Origin of the sequence: Flavobacterium ponti (genome assembly GCF_042652765.1) — a bacterium.
Classification (GTDB): Bacteria; Bacteroidota; Bacteroidia; order Flavobacteriales; family Flavobacteriaceae; genus Flavobacterium; species Flavobacterium ponti.
In genome coordinates this window covers 161,607-182,051 of record NZ_JBHSGW010000001.1, presented here as the reverse complement: position 1 = coordinate 182,051, position 20,445 = coordinate 161,607, and the positions used below count along the sequence as shown (strand labels likewise).

Here is a 20,445-nt window from a genome sequence, read left to right as displayed (position 1 = left end):
TTTTATTCTAACAAACCGTCTTGTTCCCAATTAATCACTAAATCAATTGTAGATTGTGGTAATTTTGGACCACCTTGAGGCATTAACAAGCTATTACCATTATCTAATGAAATTCTGTTGATTAATCCTCTATTTTGAACAGCATTTCTTACTTGTTCATAAGTCACCAAAGACATTGGTGCTCCATTAATAGGTACTTGAGCATGACAAGAAATACAATTATTATCTATAATAGACTTAATATTTTTTGAATAAGTTATCTCTTCTAAAATAGGTGTACTATCTATTAAAGTTTCTGGATTATCATTTGAACAAGCAAATAATAGTCCTGTAAATAAAAAAAGTGCAATGCGTTTTTTTGAATTCATCTTATTGGTTTTGAATTTATATTGATTCGCTTTTTAAATAAAATTCTACAAGTCGTAAATCATAAAATTAAGTAAAATCATATACGTTAAAATCTTAACTATAGTTTTTTTAAATGTAAAACCAACTTTGTCCTTTTAACGTAGATAGAATTGAACCTTTTAAAAAGAGCAATCATGAACAAAAAAATACTTTTCGGCTTTTTGATTTTTTCAGCTATTGCAATTTCAGTTTATTTATATGCCTATAAAGATCATAGAGATATTGCTAATGAAAAATCAGCTCATACAATTAAAGTGTCTGAGTTGCAAAATGAGTTTGCCATCAACGACAGTTTAGCTTTAAAAAAATATCAGGACAAAACTATTGAAGTTAATGGGCAAATTACAAGTATCGATACTGATAATAATGCTATTGTTCTTGATGAAAAAATATTTGCAAGCTTTAATGACAGTTTAGCTAAAGAAATTGTTTTAGGCAAAAAACTAAAAATTAAAGGACGCTTTCTTGGCTATGATGAATTATTAGAAGAGTTTAAAATGGACCAATGCTTTCTTACACAATAAATAACCCTTCAGCTAAAATTATATCATGAAAAAAATTACACTATTTTTATTTTTACTTCCTTTATTCACTTTTTCACAAGAAGATTTATTAGAAGGTTTAGATAGCATTTCTGTTAATCAAAAAGTATCTTCAACATTTAAAGCTCTAAAAATTGTTAACCTAGAATCAACGAAACTAGCAGCCAAAGGTGATTTATATTTTATTGTAGCCCATAGATTTGGTTCTATAAAAGATGATTTTGAAGGTTTTTATGGTTTAGATAATGCCAATACCCAATTAAAATTTGTTTATGGTTTAACCGATTGGCTTACAATTAGTGGTGCAAGAAGTGAGTTAGCCTATGATTTTTCCACAAAATATACACTTATCAACCAAGTTAATGAAGGTTTTCCAGTAACTTTTACTGGATTTACAAGTTTAGCAATTAATAATACCTTAAAAGAAAGTCTTTACCCAAAATTAAAATTTGACAATCGATTAAGTTATGTAGCCCAATTATTAGTTTCTAGAAAATTTTCTGAAAAACTTTCACTGGAAGTTGCTCCAACATTTTTACATGAAAATTTTGTGGATAATCCCCTGCAAAACAATACACAGTATTTAATTGGAGCTGGAGGTCGTTACAAGCTTTCAAAACGATGGTCTCTAAATATTGATTATGCCGCTCACTTAAATAGGGCATCAAACTCTATCTACAAGAACCCTTTATCAATTGGCTTTGATTTAGAAACAGGTGGACATGTTTTTCAAATGCACTTTACTAGTTCGCAAGGAATTCATGAAGCAGGATATCTTGCTCAAACAACAGGAGATTGGACAAAAGCAGATGTCTATTTTGGTTTTAATTTACTACGCGTTTTTTAAATATTTAAGCACTAAAGTATTTAAAATGATTCTAAATTGATGTTTTTATTACAAAATTTAAAACCGTCTAAAAAACTAATCCGTAAATGATACTAAAACACAATCTTATGAAATTAAATAAAACAGTTAAAAAAGGGCTTTTAATAATAGTGGGAATATTTGTATTATTCATTGCTATTTTACTTTTTCATATTATAACCGCTAAACCAGCAGTATATGAAAATGCTAATTTACAAGTTAGTCGAATTGATTTTAAATCAACTATTGATTCTATTCAGGCCAAACAAATTTGTGCTGATTTAAGAACAATAAAAGGTATAACAACCGACTCCATAATTGTAAAAAGAAATGTTGTAGTATACTTTCACAACAACTCAATTACAAATTCCGAAAAAGTTTTCAACGAATTAATGGAAAAAAGACCTTATGAAGCAGAGCGATATATCTTACCAGCTAATTTAGCTAATAAAGAAGTATGTCCTGTAGACCAAAATAGTTTTAGTTATAAAATGTCTAAATCTATAAATCAATTTTTTAATTAACCTTAAATTTTATTAGTATGAGAAATTTTTCAAAAATTACACTCGGTGTAATTCTTATTGCATCAGCTACATTCATGTCTTGTAGCAAAGATGATGATCCAGATCCAGTAGTAATTGTTGATCCACCTGTTGAAGCTTCAATTTATGATCGTTTAGGAGGAACAACTTTAGTTGCTGACCCAGACAATGCTGGTCAAATGATTGAACAAGGACGTTTGTCTTTCCGTAAAGTTGTTAACTCAACAGTAGGTCTTATTGTTGCAGACGTTCAAGACAATGCTTCTGGGAATCTTGGAGCACATTTTGCACCAGTTTTAGCAGAAGTAGGAAATGGGAACACAACTAACCTAGCAATATTAGTGGATAATTTAACAGATTTCTTTTCATTTAACACAGGTGGAACAAATCCAGTTAATACATATTCAGGTTTAGATATGGTTTCTGCTCACGATCCAGCTGTGAATGCTCGTATGGGTGTAAAATCAACAGATAATGACTACACAAAATTTGTTGGTTATGTTGGTGCTGCAGCTAACGCAAATGGTGTTGCTTCTAATACAGAACTTTATTCAGATATCGTTGATGTTTTAGAATCATTGAGATCTCCAATTGTCCAAAATTAACATTTTTTGGAAAGCACAAAACGCTGTCTCAAAGACAGCGTTTTTGTTTTAAAATAAGCATGTACTTAAATATCAATCATTTAATACATTATAAAAAAGAATAAAATTATTTTCTCTTCAATAGAACTCTTAGCGATATTTTTTCGTATATAAATAAAAGAAAAACAAATGTGTTTATTTAGAATTGTTCTATATAATGAAGTTAAAAACTCCTTATTTTATAATGATTCATGCGTAATTTTTTTTTAATAACTTTTTTTTTCAAAATAATCTCTAAGCGATACAAAAAGTCCTTCAAGCGTTACTTTTATATATGGTATATAGATAATTTTGTTGAATCTTTAAGAATAAGGATAAATATGGAAAATTTTAGAATGGCAAAACATACTTCTTTTTATGCATTGGGTATTAGTTATAAAAAAGCTGATGCAATTATGAGAGGAAAATTTAGTTTAAACTCACAAGCAAAATCTACTTTATTAATTCAAGCTGAAGCTGAAGGGATTGAGTCGTTAATAGTTACTTCAACATGTAATAGAACTGAAATATATGGTTTTGCAAATCATCCGTATGAACTTATTAAATTACTTTGCGAAAACAGTAAAGGAACAGTAGAAGAGTTTCAAGATATAGCTTATATATACAAAAATCAAGAAGCAGTAAATCACATGTTTAGAGTTGGAACTGGTTTAGACAGTCAAATTCTTGGTGACTTTGAAATAATTAGTCAATTAAAAACTGCTTTTGTTGAAAGCAAATCTAATGGACTAGTTAATAGTTTTCTTGAAAGATTAATAAATTCAGTAATACAAGCTAGTAAGAAAATCAAAACAGAAACTGATATCTCAACTGGAGCAACTTCAGTATCGTTTGCTTCCGTTCAATATATTATTAAAAATGTAACAGATATTTCTTCCAAAAACATTTTATTATTTGGAACCGGTAAAATTGGTAGAAATACTTGCGAAAATTTAGTTAAACATACTAAGCATGAGCATATCACTTTAATTAACAGAACAAAAGACAAAGCCGAAAAATTAGGGGAAAAATTAAATTTGATTGTTAAAGACTATTCAGATTTAGAAGTTGAATTACAAAAAGCTGATATTGTTGTTGTAGCTACTGGAGCTCAAAATCCTACGATTGACAAAACTCTTTTAAATTTAAAAAAACCACTTTTAATTTTAGATTTATCTATTCCAAAGAATGTAAATGAAAATGTACAAGAAATCGAAGGAGTTACTTTAATTCATCTAGATCATCTATCTCAAATTACAGATGAAACTTTAGAAAAAAGAAAACAACATATACCTCATGCTGAAGCTATTATTGATGAAATAAAAGGAGAATTTTTATCTTGGACGAAAAACAGAAAATTTGCCCCAACTATTATAGCATTAAAAGAAAAATTGAATTCTATTAAAGAAGGTGAATTGAATTTTCAACGAAAAAAATTACCTAACTTTGACGAAGAACAAGCAGAATTAATAAGCAATAGAATTATCCAAAAGATAACAAATCATTTTGTAAACCATTTAAAAGATGGAGATTCTTCAATGGATGAAGGTATTGAATGGATAGAAAAAGTATTTAAGTTAGAACAAGAAAAAATATTTTTTTAAATCTTCTTACCTATAATTTAGAAAAAACAACTAAGTGATTGAAAAAAAAATACGCATTGGAACACGTGACAGCGAATTAGCTCTTTGGCAAGCTCACACAGTTCAAAACAAACTTCATGAATTAGGTTACAAAACTGAAATCATCGCAGTAAAATCTACAGGTGATATTATACTTGATAAACCTTTATACGAATTAGGAATTACAGGAATTTTTACCAAAACCTTAGACATTGCCATGCTAAAAGGTGACGTTGATATTGCTGTGCATTCCATGAAAGATGTGCCAACAACTTTACCCATTGGAATTGTTCAAGCAGCAGTTTTAGAAAGAGCCAATACATTAGATATTTTAGTACACAAAGGTAATCTTGATTTTTTAAATTCAGAAGGTACAATTGCTTCTGGAAGTTTAAGAAGAAAAGCGCAATGGTTGCATAAATATCCAACACATCAAGTAGAAGATTTACGTGGAAATGTAAATACTCGAATGCAAAAGTTAAAAGACAATAACTGGAACGGAGCTATATTTGCAGCAGCTGGTTTAGAAAGAATTAATTTAAAACCAGATACTTTTCTAAATTTAGATTGGATGATTCCAGCTCCTGCTCAAGGAGCAATGGTTGTTGTAGCAATGGAAAATGATGAATTTACAAAAGAAGCTTTAGCAAAATTAAACCATAAAGAGTCTGAAATTTGCACTTTTATAGAAAGACAATTTCTTCGCACTCTAGAAGGTGGTTGTACTGCTCCAATTGGTGCTTTGGCAGTTAAAAAGGGTAAACAAATTGAATTTCAAGGTGTTTTATTTTCTTTAGATGGAAAAGAAAAGTATTCCATTGAAAAAAGTTGTAATTTTGATTCTTATTTGAATTTTGGTCAGGAATGTGCCAAAGAAATTTTAGAAAACGGAGGAAAATCTTTAATGGACAAACTTCGAGCTGAATTAAAAGTGAAATAACCACTCTTAAAATGGAAAAAGAATCATTACTCAATTACCTATACCGATTTTTTGACATCATTGTTTTGTTGTTTATCGTGTTTGATTTTGGATATGATTTTGAAGAAAATTATAATTCTCCTCATGTAATTGGTTTAATTATTTTATCATTTGCTCTTTTAGGATTTAATCTTTTTAAATTTATCAAATATAAATTTAAGAGTAATAAAAAGGTTGCTTTTGCAAACATTATACTTTTATCATCCATACTTTTTGCTTCTTTATTAACTGCACTAGTGCATTTAGATTATAGCATTCCTTATATGTTGCAAAAAGTAAAACCAATTTTAGAAGGTGGATTAATTTTCTACTTTTTAATACGACTTTTGGTGTTAGTTAGACATATTTATGATATCTATTTTAATCCAGCAATTGTTTTTGTTGGAAGTTTTATGATTCTTGGTTTAACTGGTGCCTTTTTACTAATGCTACCAAGTGCTACAACTAACGGAATTTCATTTACCAATGCTATTTTTACGGCTACAAGTGCTGTTTGTGTTACTGGTTTAGCCGTTGTTGATACTGCAAAAGATTTTACCATAATTGGGCAATCTATTATTTTAGTTTTAATTCAATTGGGTGGAATTGGTATTTTAACATTTACTTCTTTCTTTGCTTTCTTTTTTAGAGGAAGTTCATCGTTCAAAGAAGGTCTTAATACAAAAGATTTTATTGCTACAGAAGGTCTAAAAGATGTTTTTAGAGCTGCTTTAAATGTTGTGATTTTCACACTTTCTGTTGAGTTTATTGGTGCAATATTTATTTATTTTTCAATTTTAGATAATGATGCAGTAACTAGTAAATTCTTCTTTTCTATTTTTCATTCCATTTCTGCATTTTGTAATGCTGGTTTCTCCATCTTCTCAGCTGGATTATTTGATGATAGCATTCGATTTGATTATTTCTTTCAATGGATTATTATGATATTGATTATTTTTGGAGGATTAGGTCATAATATTATATTTAACTTCTATCAATATCTTAAAACGTTTGTTTTAGAGTTATTTGATAAAAACAGAATTCATAAACAAGTTAGAGTAATTACATTAAATACTAGACTTGTTCTTTATACTACTTTAGTATTGCTGATTGTTGGTTTTGTGTTTTTATATATTTCAGAATACAACAACACTTTGCTTATGCATGAAACCTCTTTTGGAAAAATAACTAATGCTGCTTTTAATGCAGTAACTCCAAGAACCGCTGGTTTTAATACTGTAGATTTTACAAAATTTACTGTACCATCATTATTGTTCATAATTTTTTTAATGTGGATTGGAGCTTCACCTGCTTCAACTGGTGGTGGAATAAAAACGAGTACCTTTGCATTAGCAACTTTAAATATATTTGCCGTAGCGATGGGAAAAACTAGAATTCAAATTTTAGGAAGAAGAATTACAAGTGAATCTACTTCTAGAGCTTTTGCTATTTTATGTATTTCCTTAATTGTTATTGGAATTGCAATTATGGCATTGTTGATATTTGAACCCAAAGATACTCCAGTTTTAACTGTTGTTTTTGAATGTTTTTCAGCATACAGTACGGTAGGGTTAAGTTTAAATTTTACACCTACTTTAACAGAGCCAAGTAAATATGTAATCATTGCAACTATGTTTATTGGTAGAATTGGAATGCTCAATTTAATGGTTGGAATACTTCGTCAATTGAATCATCAATTTTATGAGTATCCAAAAGAAAATATTTTGATAAATTAATACTATACAAAATGAAAGTAATCGTTTTTGGATTAGGAAATTTCGGAATGTCATTGTCGTTATCACTAACAGAAACAGGCAACGAAGTAATTGGAATCGATAAACAAATGGACAAAGTAAATCTGGTTAAAGACAAGATTTCACATGTAATTTGTATGGATTCTACGAATGAATTGGCTTATGATGCTGTTCCATTAAAAGATGCAGACAAAGTTGTTGTAGCCATTGGAGAAAATGAAGGTGCTGCTATTATTACAACAGCCATTATTAAAAAATTATCGGATGTAAAAATCATTTCTCGTGCTTTATCTCCTATTCACGATACGGTTTTGGAAGCTATGGGAATTCACAGTATTATTCATCCTGAACAAGATTCTGCAGATAGATTAACTAAGCAAATCAATTTCAAAACTACTTTAGAAAACTATCAATTAGATAATAATTACACCATTTCGGAAGTAAAATCTCGACCAGAATTTCATGGAAAAACATTGGCTGAATTAAATGACATAGACAAATATCATTTGACATTAATCACCATTATTAGAAAAAGAGAAAAAAAGAATTTAATAGGTAAAAAAACTATTGTAAAAGAAACTATTGGTCGTCCAACTCCAGAAACTGTTTTGCAAGAATGTGATATTTTGGTCGTTTATGGAAACAATAAAGACATTTCATACTATTGTGAAGACCAAGAAGAAAGCGAAATAAAATTATAGATTTTGAAAACTATTCTTTCAACAAAAAAATTAGAAAAAGCAACAAAAAAAAGACTTTCTGATGCTGGTTTTAATGTAATAGAAAAGCCGTTTATCAAAACAAATAGTATTGATTTTCAAGTAAAAACTATAAACGAATTTGTAATTTTTACTAGTAAAAACTCAGTTAAGAGTGTTTTAAAACATAAAGTAGAAAGTCAAGTTAAAGAGAAAAAAATATTCTGTGTAGGTCAAAAAACCAAAAAATTTCTTGAAAAAAATCATTTTAAAGTTCAAGAAACCGCTGATTATGCTAGTGATTTGGGTTCAATAATTGTAGAAAAATATAAAAATAATTCGTTTACTTTTTTTTCAGGAAATATCAGAAGAAACACTTTACCTGATTTATTAAATGAAAACAATATAAAATGGAATGAAGTTGTGGTTTATGAAACAACTTTAAATCCAAAAAAAGTAACTTCAAAAATTGATGGAATATTATTTTTTAGTCCATCAGCCGTTGATAGTTATTTGACAAAAAATAAACTAGAAAATCAAACTTGTTTTTGCATTGGAACCACAACCGCAAAAGCCTTAGAACATAAAACAGAAAATATAAAAATTGCATCACAACCAACTGTTGAAAATGTAATTGAAGAAGTACTAAAATATTATAAATAAACTTAGCAACTACGTTACTTAGTTCCTTTGAAACTTAAAAAAAATGATTAAAAACGATTTATTTTTAAAAGCATTAAACAACGAAACTGTTGAAAGACCACCAGTTTGGATGATGCGTCAAGCTGGAAGATATTTACCAGAATTTATGGCCATCAAAGAAAAATATGATTTTTTCACCAGATGTAAAACTCCAGAATTAGCCTCTGAAATTACGGTTCAACCCATTAGAATTATCAACCCTGATGCTGCTATTTTGTTTTCAGACATTTTAGTAATTCCTCAAGCCATGGGTATTGATGTGGAACTAGAAGACGGAATTGGACCAGTTTTACCCAATCCAATTCGCAAAGCTTCGGATGTAGATAACGTTTTTATTCCAGACATCAACGAAACTTTAGGATATGTTATGGATGCTATTGACATGACTCGAGAAAAACTTGATAATGAAGTGCCTTTAATTGGTTTTGCAGGTTCACCTTGGACAATTTTCTGTTATGCTGTTGAAGGAAAAGGTTCTAAAAGTTTTGATAAAGCCAAAGGTTTTTGTTTTACAAATCCTGTTGCGGCTCATTTATTGTTGCAAAAAATCACAGATACAACCATTTTATATTTGAAAGAAAAAGTAAAACATGGTGTAAATGCGGTTCAAGTATTTGATTCTTGGGGTGGAATGCTTTCTCCAGCAGATTATCAAGAATTTTCATGGAATTACATGAATCAAATTGTAGAAGCTTTAGCACCAGAAACAAAAGTGATTGTTTTCGGAAAAGGTTGTTGGTTTGCTTTAGACGAAATGGCAAAATCAAAAGCATCAGCAATTGGTGTAGATTGGACTATTACAGCAAGAAATGCAAGATATTTAACTGGTGGAAAGAAGACCTTACAAGGTAATTTTGACCCATCAAGATTATTATCTCCAATTCCAGTTATCAAGAGAATGGTACATCAGATGATAGATGATTTTGGAAAAGATAATTACATTGTAAATCTAGGTCACGGAATTTTACCAAACATTCCTGTTGATCATGCTAAGGCCTTTGTGGAAGCTGTGAAAGAGTATAAACAGTAGTTTGATTTCCTGCAAGGTTTTCAAAACCTTGTAGGTATAATGAGTTAATAAATGAAGTTAGAAGTATTAGAAAAAGACAGGTTTTATCACGTTTATAACAAAGGAATAAATGCTACTAATATATTTTCTAACAATGATAATAAAAGATATTTTTTAAAACAATTAAAGTTATATTTAAAGAATCAAATTTCAATTTATGCTTATTGTTTAATGGATAATCATTTTCATTTAGTTATAAAAATAAATTCTGAACCTGATATTGTTACACAAAGTTTTTCTAATTTTTTTAACTCTTACGCAAAAGCATATAACAAACATATTGGTAGAACAGGAAGTCTTTTTGAAAAACATTTTAAAAGAATTCGATTAGAAAATGAAGAATACTTGAAGAACTTAATAATTTATGTTCATATGAATCCTAAACATCATTTAGATATGGATTTTAAAGAATTTGTGTTTTCTTCATATCAAACTATTTTATTAGAAAAAGAAACTAAAATTGAACGAAAAACAGTTCTTGATATATTTGGAGGAAAGGATAATTTTATTTTTTGTCATAATGAAAGAAATGATAAATTAACAGAAAAATATACTTTTGAATAGAGTTTAATTTCCTGAAAGTTTTTTAAAACTGGGCAGTATATTTTAAGAAGAAATAACATAAAAAACACCTACAAGGTTTTGAAAACCTTGCAGGAGAGAGAAACATGAAAGATAAATTTTACGCATACATACAAAATTTACAAGACCAAATCTGCAAAGGTTTAGAAACTATAGATGGAAAAGCCTATTTCAAAGAAGATCTTTGGAGTAGACCAGAAGGTGGTGGTGGAAGAACGCGTGTTATTGAAAACGGAAATGTTTTTGAAAAAGGTGGAGTAAACATTTCGGCTGTTCATGGAAAGTTGCCTGATTCTATGCAAAAACTTTTTAATGTTGGTGAAGCAGATTTTTTTGCTTGTGGATTGAGTTTGGTTATTCATCCAAAAAGTCCAATGGTACCAACTGTTCATGCTAATTGGAGGTATTTCGAAATGTATGATGATCATGGAAATATAATCAACAGTTGGTTTGGTGGTGGACAAGATTTAACACCATACTATTTGTTTGAAGACGATGCTACTCATTTTCACCAAACTTGTAAAACCGCTTGTGACAAACATAATCCTGAATTTTATCCAAAATACAAAAAACAATGTGACGATTATTTTTGGAATGCTCATAGGAATGAAGCACGTGGAATTGGAGGATTATTTTTTGACTATTGCAAAGAAACTTCTGAAATGAAAATGGAAGATTGGTACAAATTTGTGACTGAAGTTGGGAATAGTTTCCTGAGTGCTTATTTACCAATTGTTGAAAAACGCAAAGATTTATCTTATACAGATGTTCAAAAGAATTGGCAAGAAATTCGTCGTGGTCGTTATGTAGAATTCAATTTAGTTCATGATAAAGGAACACTTTTTGGACTAAAAACTAACGGTCGAATTGAAAGTATTCTAATGAGTTTGCCACCACATGTTCAGTGGATTTATGACCATCATCCTGAAAAAGGAAGCGAAGAAGAAAAGCTACTTCAAATACTAATGAATCCTAAAGAATGGGTTTAAAAAAAAGAGCAGTAATTGAATAACTACTGCTCTTATTTAGTTCAATTTCCATTAGATTAATTCATATAATCAATTAAATCTAAGGTTTGTAAAATAATGTTTTTGTTTGAAAAATTAGAATTCAAATTCATTTCTACTTTCATGGTATTTCCATCTAATTTATTGGATGATTTCATTTCAATATTTCTAAATTGATCTGCTACTCGCAATGCTTTTGCAGTATCTCTTCCAAAATCCTCTACTAACATATAACTTTTGATAAAATCTTGGATATTGAAGTTTCCTGAAAAATAATAATCCGCAGATTCTTTTGCCATTCTTTTAGAAAAATCCGATGGAGAACCTTTGGTTAAGTAGTTTATTCCATTTGTAAAGACAAGGACATCACCTTCTTTCATGATAAACATATCTCCAAATTCATTCGTACCTTTTATTTTATAATTTCCGTTTTCTTGTACCAATACATCTTTCTTTAATCCTAATTTCAATAATTTTTCGCTCATTTTTGGATGAGTTGATGTTAAAATCACTGAAAAAACTGGCTTGTTTTTTTCAATGGTTTTTTCCACTTCAATCTCTTCATAATCATCATCATATTCAACCGTTTTAAAAGTGTAGTTAAACTTCTCCATTCCATGAAAGAACATAGCAAAATCTCCATCCATTAGGGTTGCTGTAGCTTCTTCATCAACAATGGTTGTCATCAAATCCATTACAATATCAATTCCTTCTTTCTCGATAGGTAAAGCCGAAAATGATTGTTCAATAATTGCTGGATAATTTTTTAGAATTTCTGCTGTACTCATGTGATAAGTAAAATATCCTAAAGGTTCATTTTTTGGAAAATACTTATAAATGTTCTCGTTAGGTTTTCTTGAAATCACTTTTTTCATCACATTTGCTAAAGGCTCTGTATATTCAAGTGTTTGTGTAACTCTAGCTTTGTCATTTTCAAAAAACATATCCATATTCATTCCTTTTACACTATAAGTTAACTCATAAGGAATTGCATTTGGAGTCATTTTACCAAAAAAAGCATACAAAGAAGTCATTTTCCCAGTCAAAGCTTGATAATCCATCCAAGCTGAAATATCAGCCTCTTTGTTTACTTTTGAAGAAGTTGGTATATCTAATCCTTTTTTAAACATTTTAGCAATTTCATCAGATTGTCTTTCATGTTTTAATTTTCTTTCTTCTGCTATTCTTTTTTCGTTTTCCTCTCTCATTTTTTTAAAGTACTCATCGTCATAATAATCATCATAGTCTTCTTCCATTTCTTCTGCTTCAACTTCAACAACTTCAACAGCATCATAATCTTCTTCTAAGATTTCTGTACTTTCAATCTTCACTTCTTCAACCTCAATTGCTTCTTCATCATAAGACTCATCATAAACAGTTTCTTCAACTTCATAAGCTTCTCCGTAAGGATTATTTCTATAATAATTCTTTGGCTTAGTATCATAACTAACATAAATAACCAAAACTTTTTTATTCCAAGCCAACGAGTAATCTTCATTTGCTGGTGAATACATTGAATAGTTAGATTTTTTTACAATTTTATCATTTTTTGAAGCTTGATTTTTCTGAATCATACGTTGTATTAATTCAGTAGTTTTCTTTTCATCTACAATTGGAAGCGTAATTTGGGTATAAGAAATACTGTCTTTAAATGTTCCGTGAATTGTTGCGTTTTTAGATTTATCCAAAAGAGAAACAAAATCTTTTAATTTAAAATCTGAATTTTGTTTGTTAAAACTTTTGAATAATTTGTGACTAAACAAACTATCAATATTTACTTTTTTAGCAAACTGATTCGTATTAAACTGAACAAAATAATCATAATTTTCTTTGTTGTTTTGGCTGAAAACAAAGAAAGGTACCAACAATAATAGAGCGTAGAATTTTTTCATGTTAAATATTAAGGTGTAAAACTAATTGTGTTATTCATCAAGCTGTTGTCATTTAAAACACTCCAAACATTATGTTTCAAAAAAACAGTTTTTTTTGATTTTGATAATTTGCTATTGGCATTTTGAACCGTTTTTACTTCTTTGTCAAAACTATAAACAGCCGTAATTTTTGCTTCTTGCAAATCTTCTTTTTTGTCTTCTTTTTCTTTTAGCTTTTCTGGAATAGGATAAGAAGCTATTCGTTCAAATTTTCCGTTTGATTCTTTAAAATGATCAAGTTTTGTTTCTTTATCAATAGTATTTAAAACTGCATTCAAAGTTTCAATAGAATCGTAGCTAAAATTTAATTTGAAAATATAATTGCTAAAATCATAAGAAGTAGAAATTTTTGTAGCACCTTTTATTTTGGAAGCATCACTTCTAAATTGAGCTAATTTTTGTTTCATTTCTGCTTCACTTGGTATTTTTTCACCATCAACTTCACCTAACATAATGGCTGCTCTAGTTTTTATCCAAGAGTCAGAGAAATCAATAACCAAGCTATAATCACCACTTTGATTAGCCTTATGGTTTATTTTCTCTGTTACTTGAAAACAGCTTGATAAGAAAATACACAGAAATAAAACGCAAATTTTTTTCATAGGCCAAAAATATGATTTTATTTTTAACAAAAATAATTTCAAAGTTCTGGTTTTACTTTTTATTGAAACTTTAATACCTAAATTTTAAATTTAAGTTTTATTAAAGACTCAATAAGAATTAGTATTTTTATCTTTGTATCAAATATAGAAAAATTATGTTTCCATTACACAGAGGTAGAAGATTAAGAGTAAACGAATCGATAAGAAGTTTAGTTCGCGAAACAAGTTTAAGTCCAGCTGATTTTATGTTTCCAATGTTTATTGCAGAAGGAGAAAATGTAAAAGTTGAAATTCCTTCAATGCCAGGAATATTTCGTCGTTCTATCGATTTAACTGTTGAAGAAGTTAAAGAATTATTCGATTTAGGAATACGAGCTGTAAACATTTATGTAAAAGTTGATGATTCTTTAAAAGACAACACCGGAAAAGAAGCTTGGAACGATAATGGATTAATGCAAACTGCTATCAAAGCCATCAAAAAAGCTTGTCCGGAAATGATTGTGATGCCAGATGTTGCTCTTGATCCTTATTCCATTTATGGTCATGATGGAATTATTGAAAATGGTGATGTAGCAAATGATGCAACCAATGATGCTTTGGTAAAAATGGCTATTTCTCATGCTAAAGCTGGAGCCGATTTTGTAGCACCAAGTGACATGATGGACGGAAGAGTTTTGCGTTTACGTCAAGGTTTGGATGAAGCAGGATTTCACAATGTTGGAATTATGAGTTATTCGGCTAAATATGCTTCTGCTTTTTATGGCCCTTTTCGCGATGCTTTAGATTCGGCTCCAAAAGATGCTGAAGTTGAAGTTCCGAAAGACAAGAAAACCTATCAAATGGATTATGCCAATCGAATTGAAGCCATCAAAGAAGCCATTTGGGATGTTGAAGAAGGTGCTGATATGGTTATGGTAAAACCTGGAATTGCTTATTTAGATATCGTTCGAGAAGTAAAAAATGCTGTGAATGTTCCTGTAACTGTTTATCATGTTTCTGGAGAATATGCAATGGTTAAAGCTGCTGCCGAAAGAGGTTGGCTTGATAACGACAAAACTATGATGGAACAATTAATGTGTATCAAAAGAGCTGGTGCTAGTTTAATTTCTACTTATTTTGCCAAAGAAGCTGCTATACTATTAAATCAAAAATAATGAAAAAGATATTCTTTTTATTTACACTATTAATTTCTTTTGCAGGATTTTCGCAGAACGAAACAATCGATGCATTTCTTGAAAAATGGGAAAACTCAAAAAACTATTTACTTGAAATTGCGGAAGCTATGCCTGAAGATAAATATGATTTCAAGCCAACTGAAAGAGAAATGTCTTTTGGAGAACAGTTAGTTCATATTAAAGGAAATATGGATTGGTTAGGAACAACGTATTTTACTTCTGAAAAATTTGAGAAAAAGAAAGATGAAAACGTTTATTCAAAAGATGAAATTATTTCAATGTTAGAAAAATCATTTAATGATGTAACTGAAATAGTTAAAAACACAAAACCTGAATCGTTGAATCAAAAAGCAGAATTTTTTGCCGGTCCAAAAACAAAATTACAGATTTTAAACTTGCTTCAAGATCATGTGACACATCATCGTGGTCAATTGATAGTTTATCTTAATTTAAACGAAATTGTTCCTCCAAAATATGTGGGTTGGTAGTTTTTTATGTGACATTTATCACATTGTAAACCTTATAGAAGTTGTAAATTTGAAAATAATTTTAAATTTTTAACCACAATGAAATCTTATTTAAAATTCGCATTTGTAATTGTTTTGGCTTTAACTTTTGTAAACTGTGGAGATAAAAAACCCAAAGAAGATTTTGGCATCTCTTCTGAAGAAAACTCAACAACTGAAGCTACGTCTGAAGAAAACACTTTAAATTCTTTAGTAAAAGAAGGAAAAACGATTTTTGAAGGCAAAGGAACTTGTACAGCATGTCATAAACCTGATGCAAAAATAATTGGTCCGAGTTTAGCTGACATTTCTAAAATCTACAAAGAACAAAATGCCAGTATTGTTGCTTTCTTAAAAGAAGAAGGAAAACCAATTGTTGATCCTTCTCAGTATGAAGTGATGAAAGCCAACTTTGCCATCACAAAAAGCATGAGTGATGAAGAATTAAAAGCCCTTGAAACTTATATATTGAGTTTTTAATTTATTCAACAACTAATTTAAAACCAACTCTTGGAATATTTTCAATTCTAACGTTGGTTTCTTCTTTTATGATTTTTCGCAAACGAGAAATAAATACATCTAAACTTCTTCCCATAAAATAATCATCGGTTCCCCAAAGAGCATTTAAGATTTTTTCACGTTTTAAAACTGTGTTTGGATTGTCTAAAAACAATTGTAACAAAGCCGCTTCTCTTTCGGTTAACGTAATGTCTTTTTCACTATTTTTTAATTGGTAATTTTCAGGTTCAAATTCAAACGAACCAAATTGATATGTTTTTATAGTTTTTTCAACTGATTTCTGACTTCTATTTAAGAAAATTTCAATCTTTAAAATTAGTTCTTCAATAGAATATGGTTTTATTAAATAATCATCTGCTCCTAATTTTAAACCTCTAATTCTATCTTCTTTCATGGTTTTAGCACTCAAAAAAATAATAGGAATTTCTTGATTTCTTTTTCTTATTTCGGTTGCAATTTCAAATCCATCCATATCGGGAAGCATTATGTCTAACACACATAAGTCAAAATTATCTTTACAAAAAAGATCAAAAGCCTCTTTTCCATTGTTACTATGTACAACTTCAAAATGGTTTTCTAAATTATCAGCTGTTAAAAAAGCTAATGTTTCATCATCTTCTACATATAAAATTCGCTTTTTATCCATTTTTGATGTCTTCTTTATTAATTAAAATTTTTACTGTTGCTCCTTTTCCAGAATTGTTTTTCAAAGAAACTTTCCATTTGTGCAAATCGCAAATTCTTTTTACATATGAAAGTCCAATTCCAAATCCTTCAATATCTTTATTATCTTCACGAGTGACTCTATAAAATTTATCGAAAATAAAAGGCAAATCTTTTAACGGAATTCCACTTCCATTATCTGAAAAGCTTAGCGATAATCCTTTGTTAGTTTCTTTGGCTTTGATATCCACTTCAATATCTTTTCCAGCATATTTAACAGCATTGTCAATGATATTATAGATAATATTATAAAAATGAAACTCATCAGCTCTAATTTTGTAGTTTTTGTCTAACTCAATCTTAAAATTAATTTCTTTTTGGTGTTTTAGTACAATATTTTCTTTGACTAAATCAATTGTTTTTTCTAAATCAACCGTAGACTTTTCAAGTAAAATTTGATTACTATCGGTTTTGGCAACATATAAAATCTTTTCAATATGTTGATTTAATTTGTTGCTTTGATTGATAATTATCTGAACGTATTTGGTAAGCTTTGGGTTGTCTTTAATTTCATTTTGAGAATTGGCAAAGTTGGAAGCAATCAAAATAGAAGACAAAGGAGTTTTGAATTCATGTGTCATATTATTGATAAAATCTTTTTGCAATTCTGTATATCTTTTTTGTTGTAACATCAAAAAAACTGAATATACATAAATGATAAGAACCAAAAACAGCACAAATGTAAAAATCCAATATTGCTGCAAATTTCCATAAAATGTTTTGTTGATGTCAGGAAAACGAATCGCAAAATAATAGATTAAGTCATTGTTTGTTGAAAAACATTCTTCACATTTATCTGGAGTTTTTCCAGTGGAAGAAACGTAGTTTCCATAAACCATTTTATCTGTACCACAATTGTAAATAGCATATTCAAAATCTAAATCAATATTAACTTTTTGAAATTCTACCTTTAAATAATGTTCTAATATCTTATTTTCAAAAACATCATCAACATTTACAATATAATAGTCATCAGAAACTTTTTTAATTTGATTATTAAAAGTAATGCTAGATTTATTGTCTGAATAAATACGCTCCACAACATCTTGAAGTGCAAAAAAGATTTTACTTTCTAGTTCTTTCTTTTCAAATTTCAATGCTTTGTTTAACAATAACAATTGCATGATAATTACACCTACAATGGCTAAGAAACCTATAAATATTACAATATTAAATCGTGTTAGTCTCATAATTGATGCTATATTAGCACAAAATTAGAACAATAATTACACTGTTAACAACTCATTAACAATCATTAAAAAGTGGTTAACAAAAGCATTTTAAAATTAATTTAGTTTTGTAAAGGTAAAACATTAAACAATTTAAAAAATACATATTTATGAAAACAATTAAATTAGCAATCGTAGCCTTATTTATTTCAGCTGCTTCATTTGCTCAGTCACCAGAAGTGAAAGCTGCAACACCAGTTTTAACAAAACAAACTCCATCGTTACTTAAATGGGATACAGATTTACACGATTTTGGAACATTAAACCAAGGTAAACCAGCAACTTATGAGTTTACTTTTACAAATACTTCAAAAGAAACAGTTTTAATTACAAACGTAAGACCTTCTTGTGGTTGTACTGCTGCTAACTATACAAAAACTCCAATTAAACCAGGAGAAAAAGGAATGGTTGCTGCAACTTATAATGCTGCATCTCCAGGAAATTTTGCAAAATCAATTACTGTAACAACTAGTGATTCAGAATTGCCAAAATCATTAACAATAAAAGGTAAGGTTGAAGCCGTTGCAGCTCCAGCTCAAGATAGCAAAACTATTGCCAACTAAATAAAAAATACAACAACTTTTATTATTCATCTTTTAAAAGGAAAAAACCATCAGTGAAAACTGGTGGTTTTTTGTTATTTTTACTTCATGGAAATTGCAATTATTAAAACTCATTTAGGATTTACACAAATAGTTGGTGATGAAAAAGGCATTTCAGAAATCCATGTTTTTGATGATGAGCAAAAAATAAGCAAAAAAATTCCTGACATATTACAAGTAGCTGTAAAACAAATTCAAGAATATTTTGAAGGAAAACGAACACAATTTGACTTCAAATTAAATCCAAAAGGAACAGAATTTCAACAAAAAGTTTGGCAAGAATTGTTAAACATTCCTTTTGGGAAAACTACTTCATATCAGGAACTTTCTATTAAACTTGGTGATGTAAAAGCTATTAGAGCTGTTGCCAATGCCAATGGAAAAAACCCACTTTGGATTGTTGTTCCTTGCCACAGGGTTATTGGTTCTGATGGTTCTTTAACAGGTTATGCTGGTGGTTTGTGGAGAAAAAAATGGTTACTAGATCATGAAAATCCTGTGAAACAACAATCTTTGTTTTAAAATCTGATTTCAATTCTCTTTTTTGAAAAGAAATTTCATTAAATTCGTAGGAAACAATTTAAAAATGAAATTTCTCAAAAAATTCTTCAAGTGGTTTGCTATTGTTTTAGTAAGCATCATCATTTTAATGTACATTTTTGATGTAGATTACTTACTTCGAGCTGTTAGAACCATTTATTTTAGAGGATACACCACTGCTTTTTTAGAAGATTATACCCATTTCCCAAATAGAGAAATTAAAAAAGGAACAGCTCAACCTTGGAATATTGCCAAAGATTATAATTCTGTTGAAGCAACTCCAACTTTAGCAGAGACTCACAAAGAACTTCAAACTATTGCCTACGTAATCATTAAAAATGATAGTATTTGGCACGAAAGTTATTTTGATGGATTTGATAAAGATTCAAAATCCAATTCCTTTTCAATGGCAAAAAGTGTCGTTACAGCTGCTCTTGGAAAGGCAATAATGCAAGGAAAAATTAAAAGTTTAGACCAAAAAGTAACTGATTTTTTTCCTGAATTAAAAGGAAAATATGCAAAAGATGTTACTGTTGGTGATTTATCATCAATGGCATCAGGGCTGAGTTGGGACGAAAAATACTACAGTCCTTTTTCAATCGTAACTCGTGCTTATTTTGATGATGATTTGAAAAAAGTCATTCTAGGTTTAGAAATCAATGAAAAACCTGGTCAATCTTTCAAATATTTAAGTGGTGCAACTCAATTGCTTGCCATGTGTATTGAAAAAGCAACAGGAGAATATGTATCTGATTATGTTTCTAAAAACTTTTGGCAACCAATGGGTGCTGAAAATGATGCACTTTGGCAATTGGATCACGAACCAGACGGAATTGAAAAAGCTTATTGCTGTATTGCAAGCAATGCAAGAGACTTTGCTCGTTTTGGAAAATTGTATAAAGAAAACGGAAAATGGAATGGTGAACAAATTTTGGATTCAACTTTTGTAAAAAAATGCATTACACCACGATTTGAAAGTAGTCCACAATATGGTTATGGTTGGTGGATGCATACTATTAATGGAAAAGAGCTGTTTTATATGAGAGGACATTTAGGTCAATTTGTAATTGTGATTCCTGAAGATGATTTGATTATTGTGCGTTTGGGTCATTTAAAAGGTCTTCAAACCGAAACTGATCCACATAGTAATGATTTGTATGTTTATGTGGAAGAAGCATATAAAATGTTGGAGAAGAGAAAATAGAACATAGAGAAAAGAATATAGAAAATATAAAAAAATCAATGC

General features: G+C 29.3%; 23 protein-coding genes. 18 read left to right on the top strand and 5 right to left on the bottom strand.

Going from position 1 to position 20,445, the window contains the following annotated elements; all coding sequences use genetic code 11:
• Positions 1-2 precede the first annotated feature (2 nt).
• Positions 3-368, bottom strand: coding sequence for a hypothetical protein (locus ACFO3U_RS00780; protein WP_379737489.1), 366 nt, complete (start codon positions 366-368; stop codon positions 3-5).
• Between the two features lie 174 nt (positions 369-542).
• On the opposite strand from ACFO3U_RS00780, the gene ACFO3U_RS00775 reads away from it, so the two are divergent.
• From ACFO3U_RS00775 to hemF, 12 genes are all read left to right on the top strand, one after another.
• Positions 543-932, top strand: coding sequence for an OB-fold protein (locus ACFO3U_RS00775; protein ID WP_379737488.1), 390 nt, complete (start codon positions 543-545; stop codon positions 930-932).
• A 25-nt stretch (positions 933-957) separates the two neighbouring features.
• Positions 958-1,797, top strand: a complete 840-nt coding sequence (locus ACFO3U_RS00770; protein WP_379737487.1) for a DUF5777 family beta-barrel protein — start codon at positions 958-960, stop codon at positions 1,795-1,797.
• Positions 1,798-1,904: 107 nt separating this feature from the next.
• Entirely contained in the window at positions 1,905-2,339 is a 435-nt protein-coding gene (locus tag ACFO3U_RS00765; RefSeq protein ID WP_379737485.1) for a hypothetical protein, read from the top strand.
• 17 nt (positions 2,340-2,356) lie between these two features.
• Positions 2,357-2,962 (top strand): hypothetical protein, encoded by a 606-nt coding sequence (locus ACFO3U_RS00760; RefSeq protein WP_379737483.1) that lies wholly within the window; start codon positions 2,357-2,359, stop codon positions 2,960-2,962.
• A 359-nt stretch (positions 2,963-3,321) separates the two neighbouring features.
• Positions 3,322-4,584 (top strand): glutamyl-tRNA reductase, encoded by a 1,263-nt coding sequence (hemA, locus tag ACFO3U_RS00755; protein WP_379737481.1) that lies wholly within the window; start codon positions 3,322-3,324, stop codon positions 4,582-4,584.
• Positions 4,585-4,618: 34 nt separating this feature from the next.
• A complete protein-coding gene (gene hemC / locus ACFO3U_RS00750) occupies positions 4,619-5,542 on the top strand; it encodes a hydroxymethylbilane synthase (protein WP_379737479.1) in 924 nt (307 codons plus the stop codon).
• 11 nt (positions 5,543-5,553) lie between these two features.
• Positions 5,554-7,296, top strand: coding sequence for a TrkH family potassium uptake protein (locus ACFO3U_RS00745; RefSeq protein ID WP_379737478.1), 1,743 nt, complete (start codon positions 5,554-5,556; stop codon positions 7,294-7,296).
• An 11-nt stretch (positions 7,297-7,307) separates the two neighbouring features.
• Positions 7,308-8,015 carry a potassium channel family protein gene (locus tag ACFO3U_RS00740; RefSeq protein ID WP_379737476.1) on the top strand — a complete coding sequence of 236 codons (708 nt, stop codon included), beginning with the start codon at positions 7,308-7,310 and terminating at the stop codon, positions 8,013-8,015.
• Between the two features lie 3 nt (positions 8,016-8,018).
• Positions 8,019-8,675 (top strand): uroporphyrinogen-III synthase, encoded by a 657-nt coding sequence (locus ACFO3U_RS00735; protein ID WP_379737474.1) that lies wholly within the window; start codon positions 8,019-8,021, stop codon positions 8,673-8,675.
• 43 nt (positions 8,676-8,718) lie between these two features.
• Entirely contained in the window at positions 8,719-9,744 is a 1,026-nt protein-coding gene (hemE, locus tag ACFO3U_RS00730; RefSeq protein WP_379737472.1) for a uroporphyrinogen decarboxylase, read from the top strand.
• A gap of 51 nt (positions 9,745-9,795) precedes the next feature.
• Positions 9,796-10,347 carry a transposase gene (locus ACFO3U_RS00725; RefSeq protein WP_379737470.1) on the top strand — a complete coding sequence of 184 codons (552 nt, stop codon included), beginning with the start codon at positions 9,796-9,798 and terminating at the stop codon, positions 10,345-10,347.
• Positions 10,348-10,451: 104 nt separating this feature from the next.
• A complete protein-coding gene (gene hemF, locus ACFO3U_RS00720; RefSeq protein ID WP_379737469.1) occupies positions 10,452-11,354 on the top strand; it encodes an oxygen-dependent coproporphyrinogen oxidase in 903 nt (300 codons plus the stop codon).
• A gap of 56 nt (positions 11,355-11,410) precedes the next feature.
• On the opposite strand, the gene ACFO3U_RS00715 is transcribed toward hemF, so the two are convergent.
• Together ACFO3U_RS00715 and ACFO3U_RS00710 are read right to left on the bottom strand one after the other, a co-directional pair.
• Entirely contained in the window at positions 11,411-13,264 is a 1,854-nt protein-coding gene (locus ACFO3U_RS00715; RefSeq protein WP_379737467.1) for a hypothetical protein, read from the bottom strand.
• An 8-nt stretch (positions 13,265-13,272) separates the two neighbouring features.
• Positions 13,273-13,905 (bottom strand): hypothetical protein, encoded by a 633-nt coding sequence (locus ACFO3U_RS00710; protein ID WP_379737465.1) that lies wholly within the window; start codon positions 13,903-13,905, stop codon positions 13,273-13,275.
• 155 nt (positions 13,906-14,060) lie between these two features.
• On the opposite strand from ACFO3U_RS00710, the gene hemB reads away from it, so the two are divergent.
• From hemB to ACFO3U_RS00695, 3 genes are all read left to right on the top strand, one after another.
• On the top strand, positions 14,061-15,059 hold the full coding sequence (gene hemB / locus ACFO3U_RS00705; RefSeq protein WP_379737463.1) for a porphobilinogen synthase: 999 nt from the start codon (positions 14,061-14,063) through the stop codon (positions 15,057-15,059).
• On the top strand, positions 15,059-15,568 hold the full coding sequence (locus tag ACFO3U_RS00700; protein ID WP_379737461.1) for a DinB family protein: 510 nt from the start codon (positions 15,059-15,061) through the stop codon (positions 15,566-15,568). The genes hemB and ACFO3U_RS00700 overlap by 1 nt, the downstream gene beginning before the upstream one ends.
• Positions 15,569-15,646: 78 nt before the next feature.
• On the top strand, positions 15,647-16,066 hold the full coding sequence (locus ACFO3U_RS00695) for a c-type cytochrome (protein WP_379737459.1): 420 nt from the start codon (positions 15,647-15,649) through the stop codon (positions 16,064-16,066).
• Between the two features lies 1 nt (position 16,067).
• On the opposite strand, the gene ACFO3U_RS00690 is transcribed toward ACFO3U_RS00695, so the two are convergent.
• Together ACFO3U_RS00690 and ACFO3U_RS00685 are read right to left on the bottom strand one after the other, a co-directional pair.
• Positions 16,068-16,751, bottom strand: coding sequence for a response regulator transcription factor (locus tag ACFO3U_RS00690; protein ID WP_379737457.1), 684 nt, complete (start codon positions 16,749-16,751; stop codon positions 16,068-16,070).
• Positions 16,744-18,018 (bottom strand): sensor histidine kinase, encoded by a 1,275-nt coding sequence (locus ACFO3U_RS00685; RefSeq protein WP_379737455.1) that lies wholly within the window; start codon positions 18,016-18,018, stop codon positions 16,744-16,746. Before ACFO3U_RS00685 ends, ACFO3U_RS00690 begins: the two co-directional genes overlap by 8 nt.
• A 149-nt stretch (positions 18,019-18,167) precedes the next feature.
• On the opposite strand from ACFO3U_RS00685, the gene ACFO3U_RS00680 reads away from it, so the two are divergent.
• The 3 genes from ACFO3U_RS00680 to ACFO3U_RS00670 all read left to right on the top strand — a co-directional run bounded on the left by ACFO3U_RS00680 (position 18,168) and on the right by ACFO3U_RS00670 (position 20,403).
• Complete coding sequence (locus ACFO3U_RS00680) at positions 18,168-18,620, top strand: DUF1573 domain-containing protein (RefSeq protein ID WP_379737453.1); 453 nt, start codon at positions 18,168-18,170, stop codon at positions 18,618-18,620.
• Between the two features lie 87 nt (positions 18,621-18,707).
• The gene (locus ACFO3U_RS00675) at positions 18,708-19,181 is read left to right on the top strand and encodes a methylated-DNA--[protein]-cysteine S-methyltransferase (RefSeq protein ID WP_379737451.1); all 474 of its coding nucleotides are present in this window, start codon (positions 18,708-18,710) and stop codon (positions 19,179-19,181) included.
• Between the two features lie 64 nt (positions 19,182-19,245).
• Positions 19,246-20,403: a serine hydrolase domain-containing protein gene (locus ACFO3U_RS00670; protein ID WP_379737449.1), complete on the top strand. Its 1,158-nt coding sequence runs from the start codon at positions 19,246-19,248 to the stop codon at positions 20,401-20,403.
• Positions 20,404-20,445: the final 42 nt, after the last annotated feature.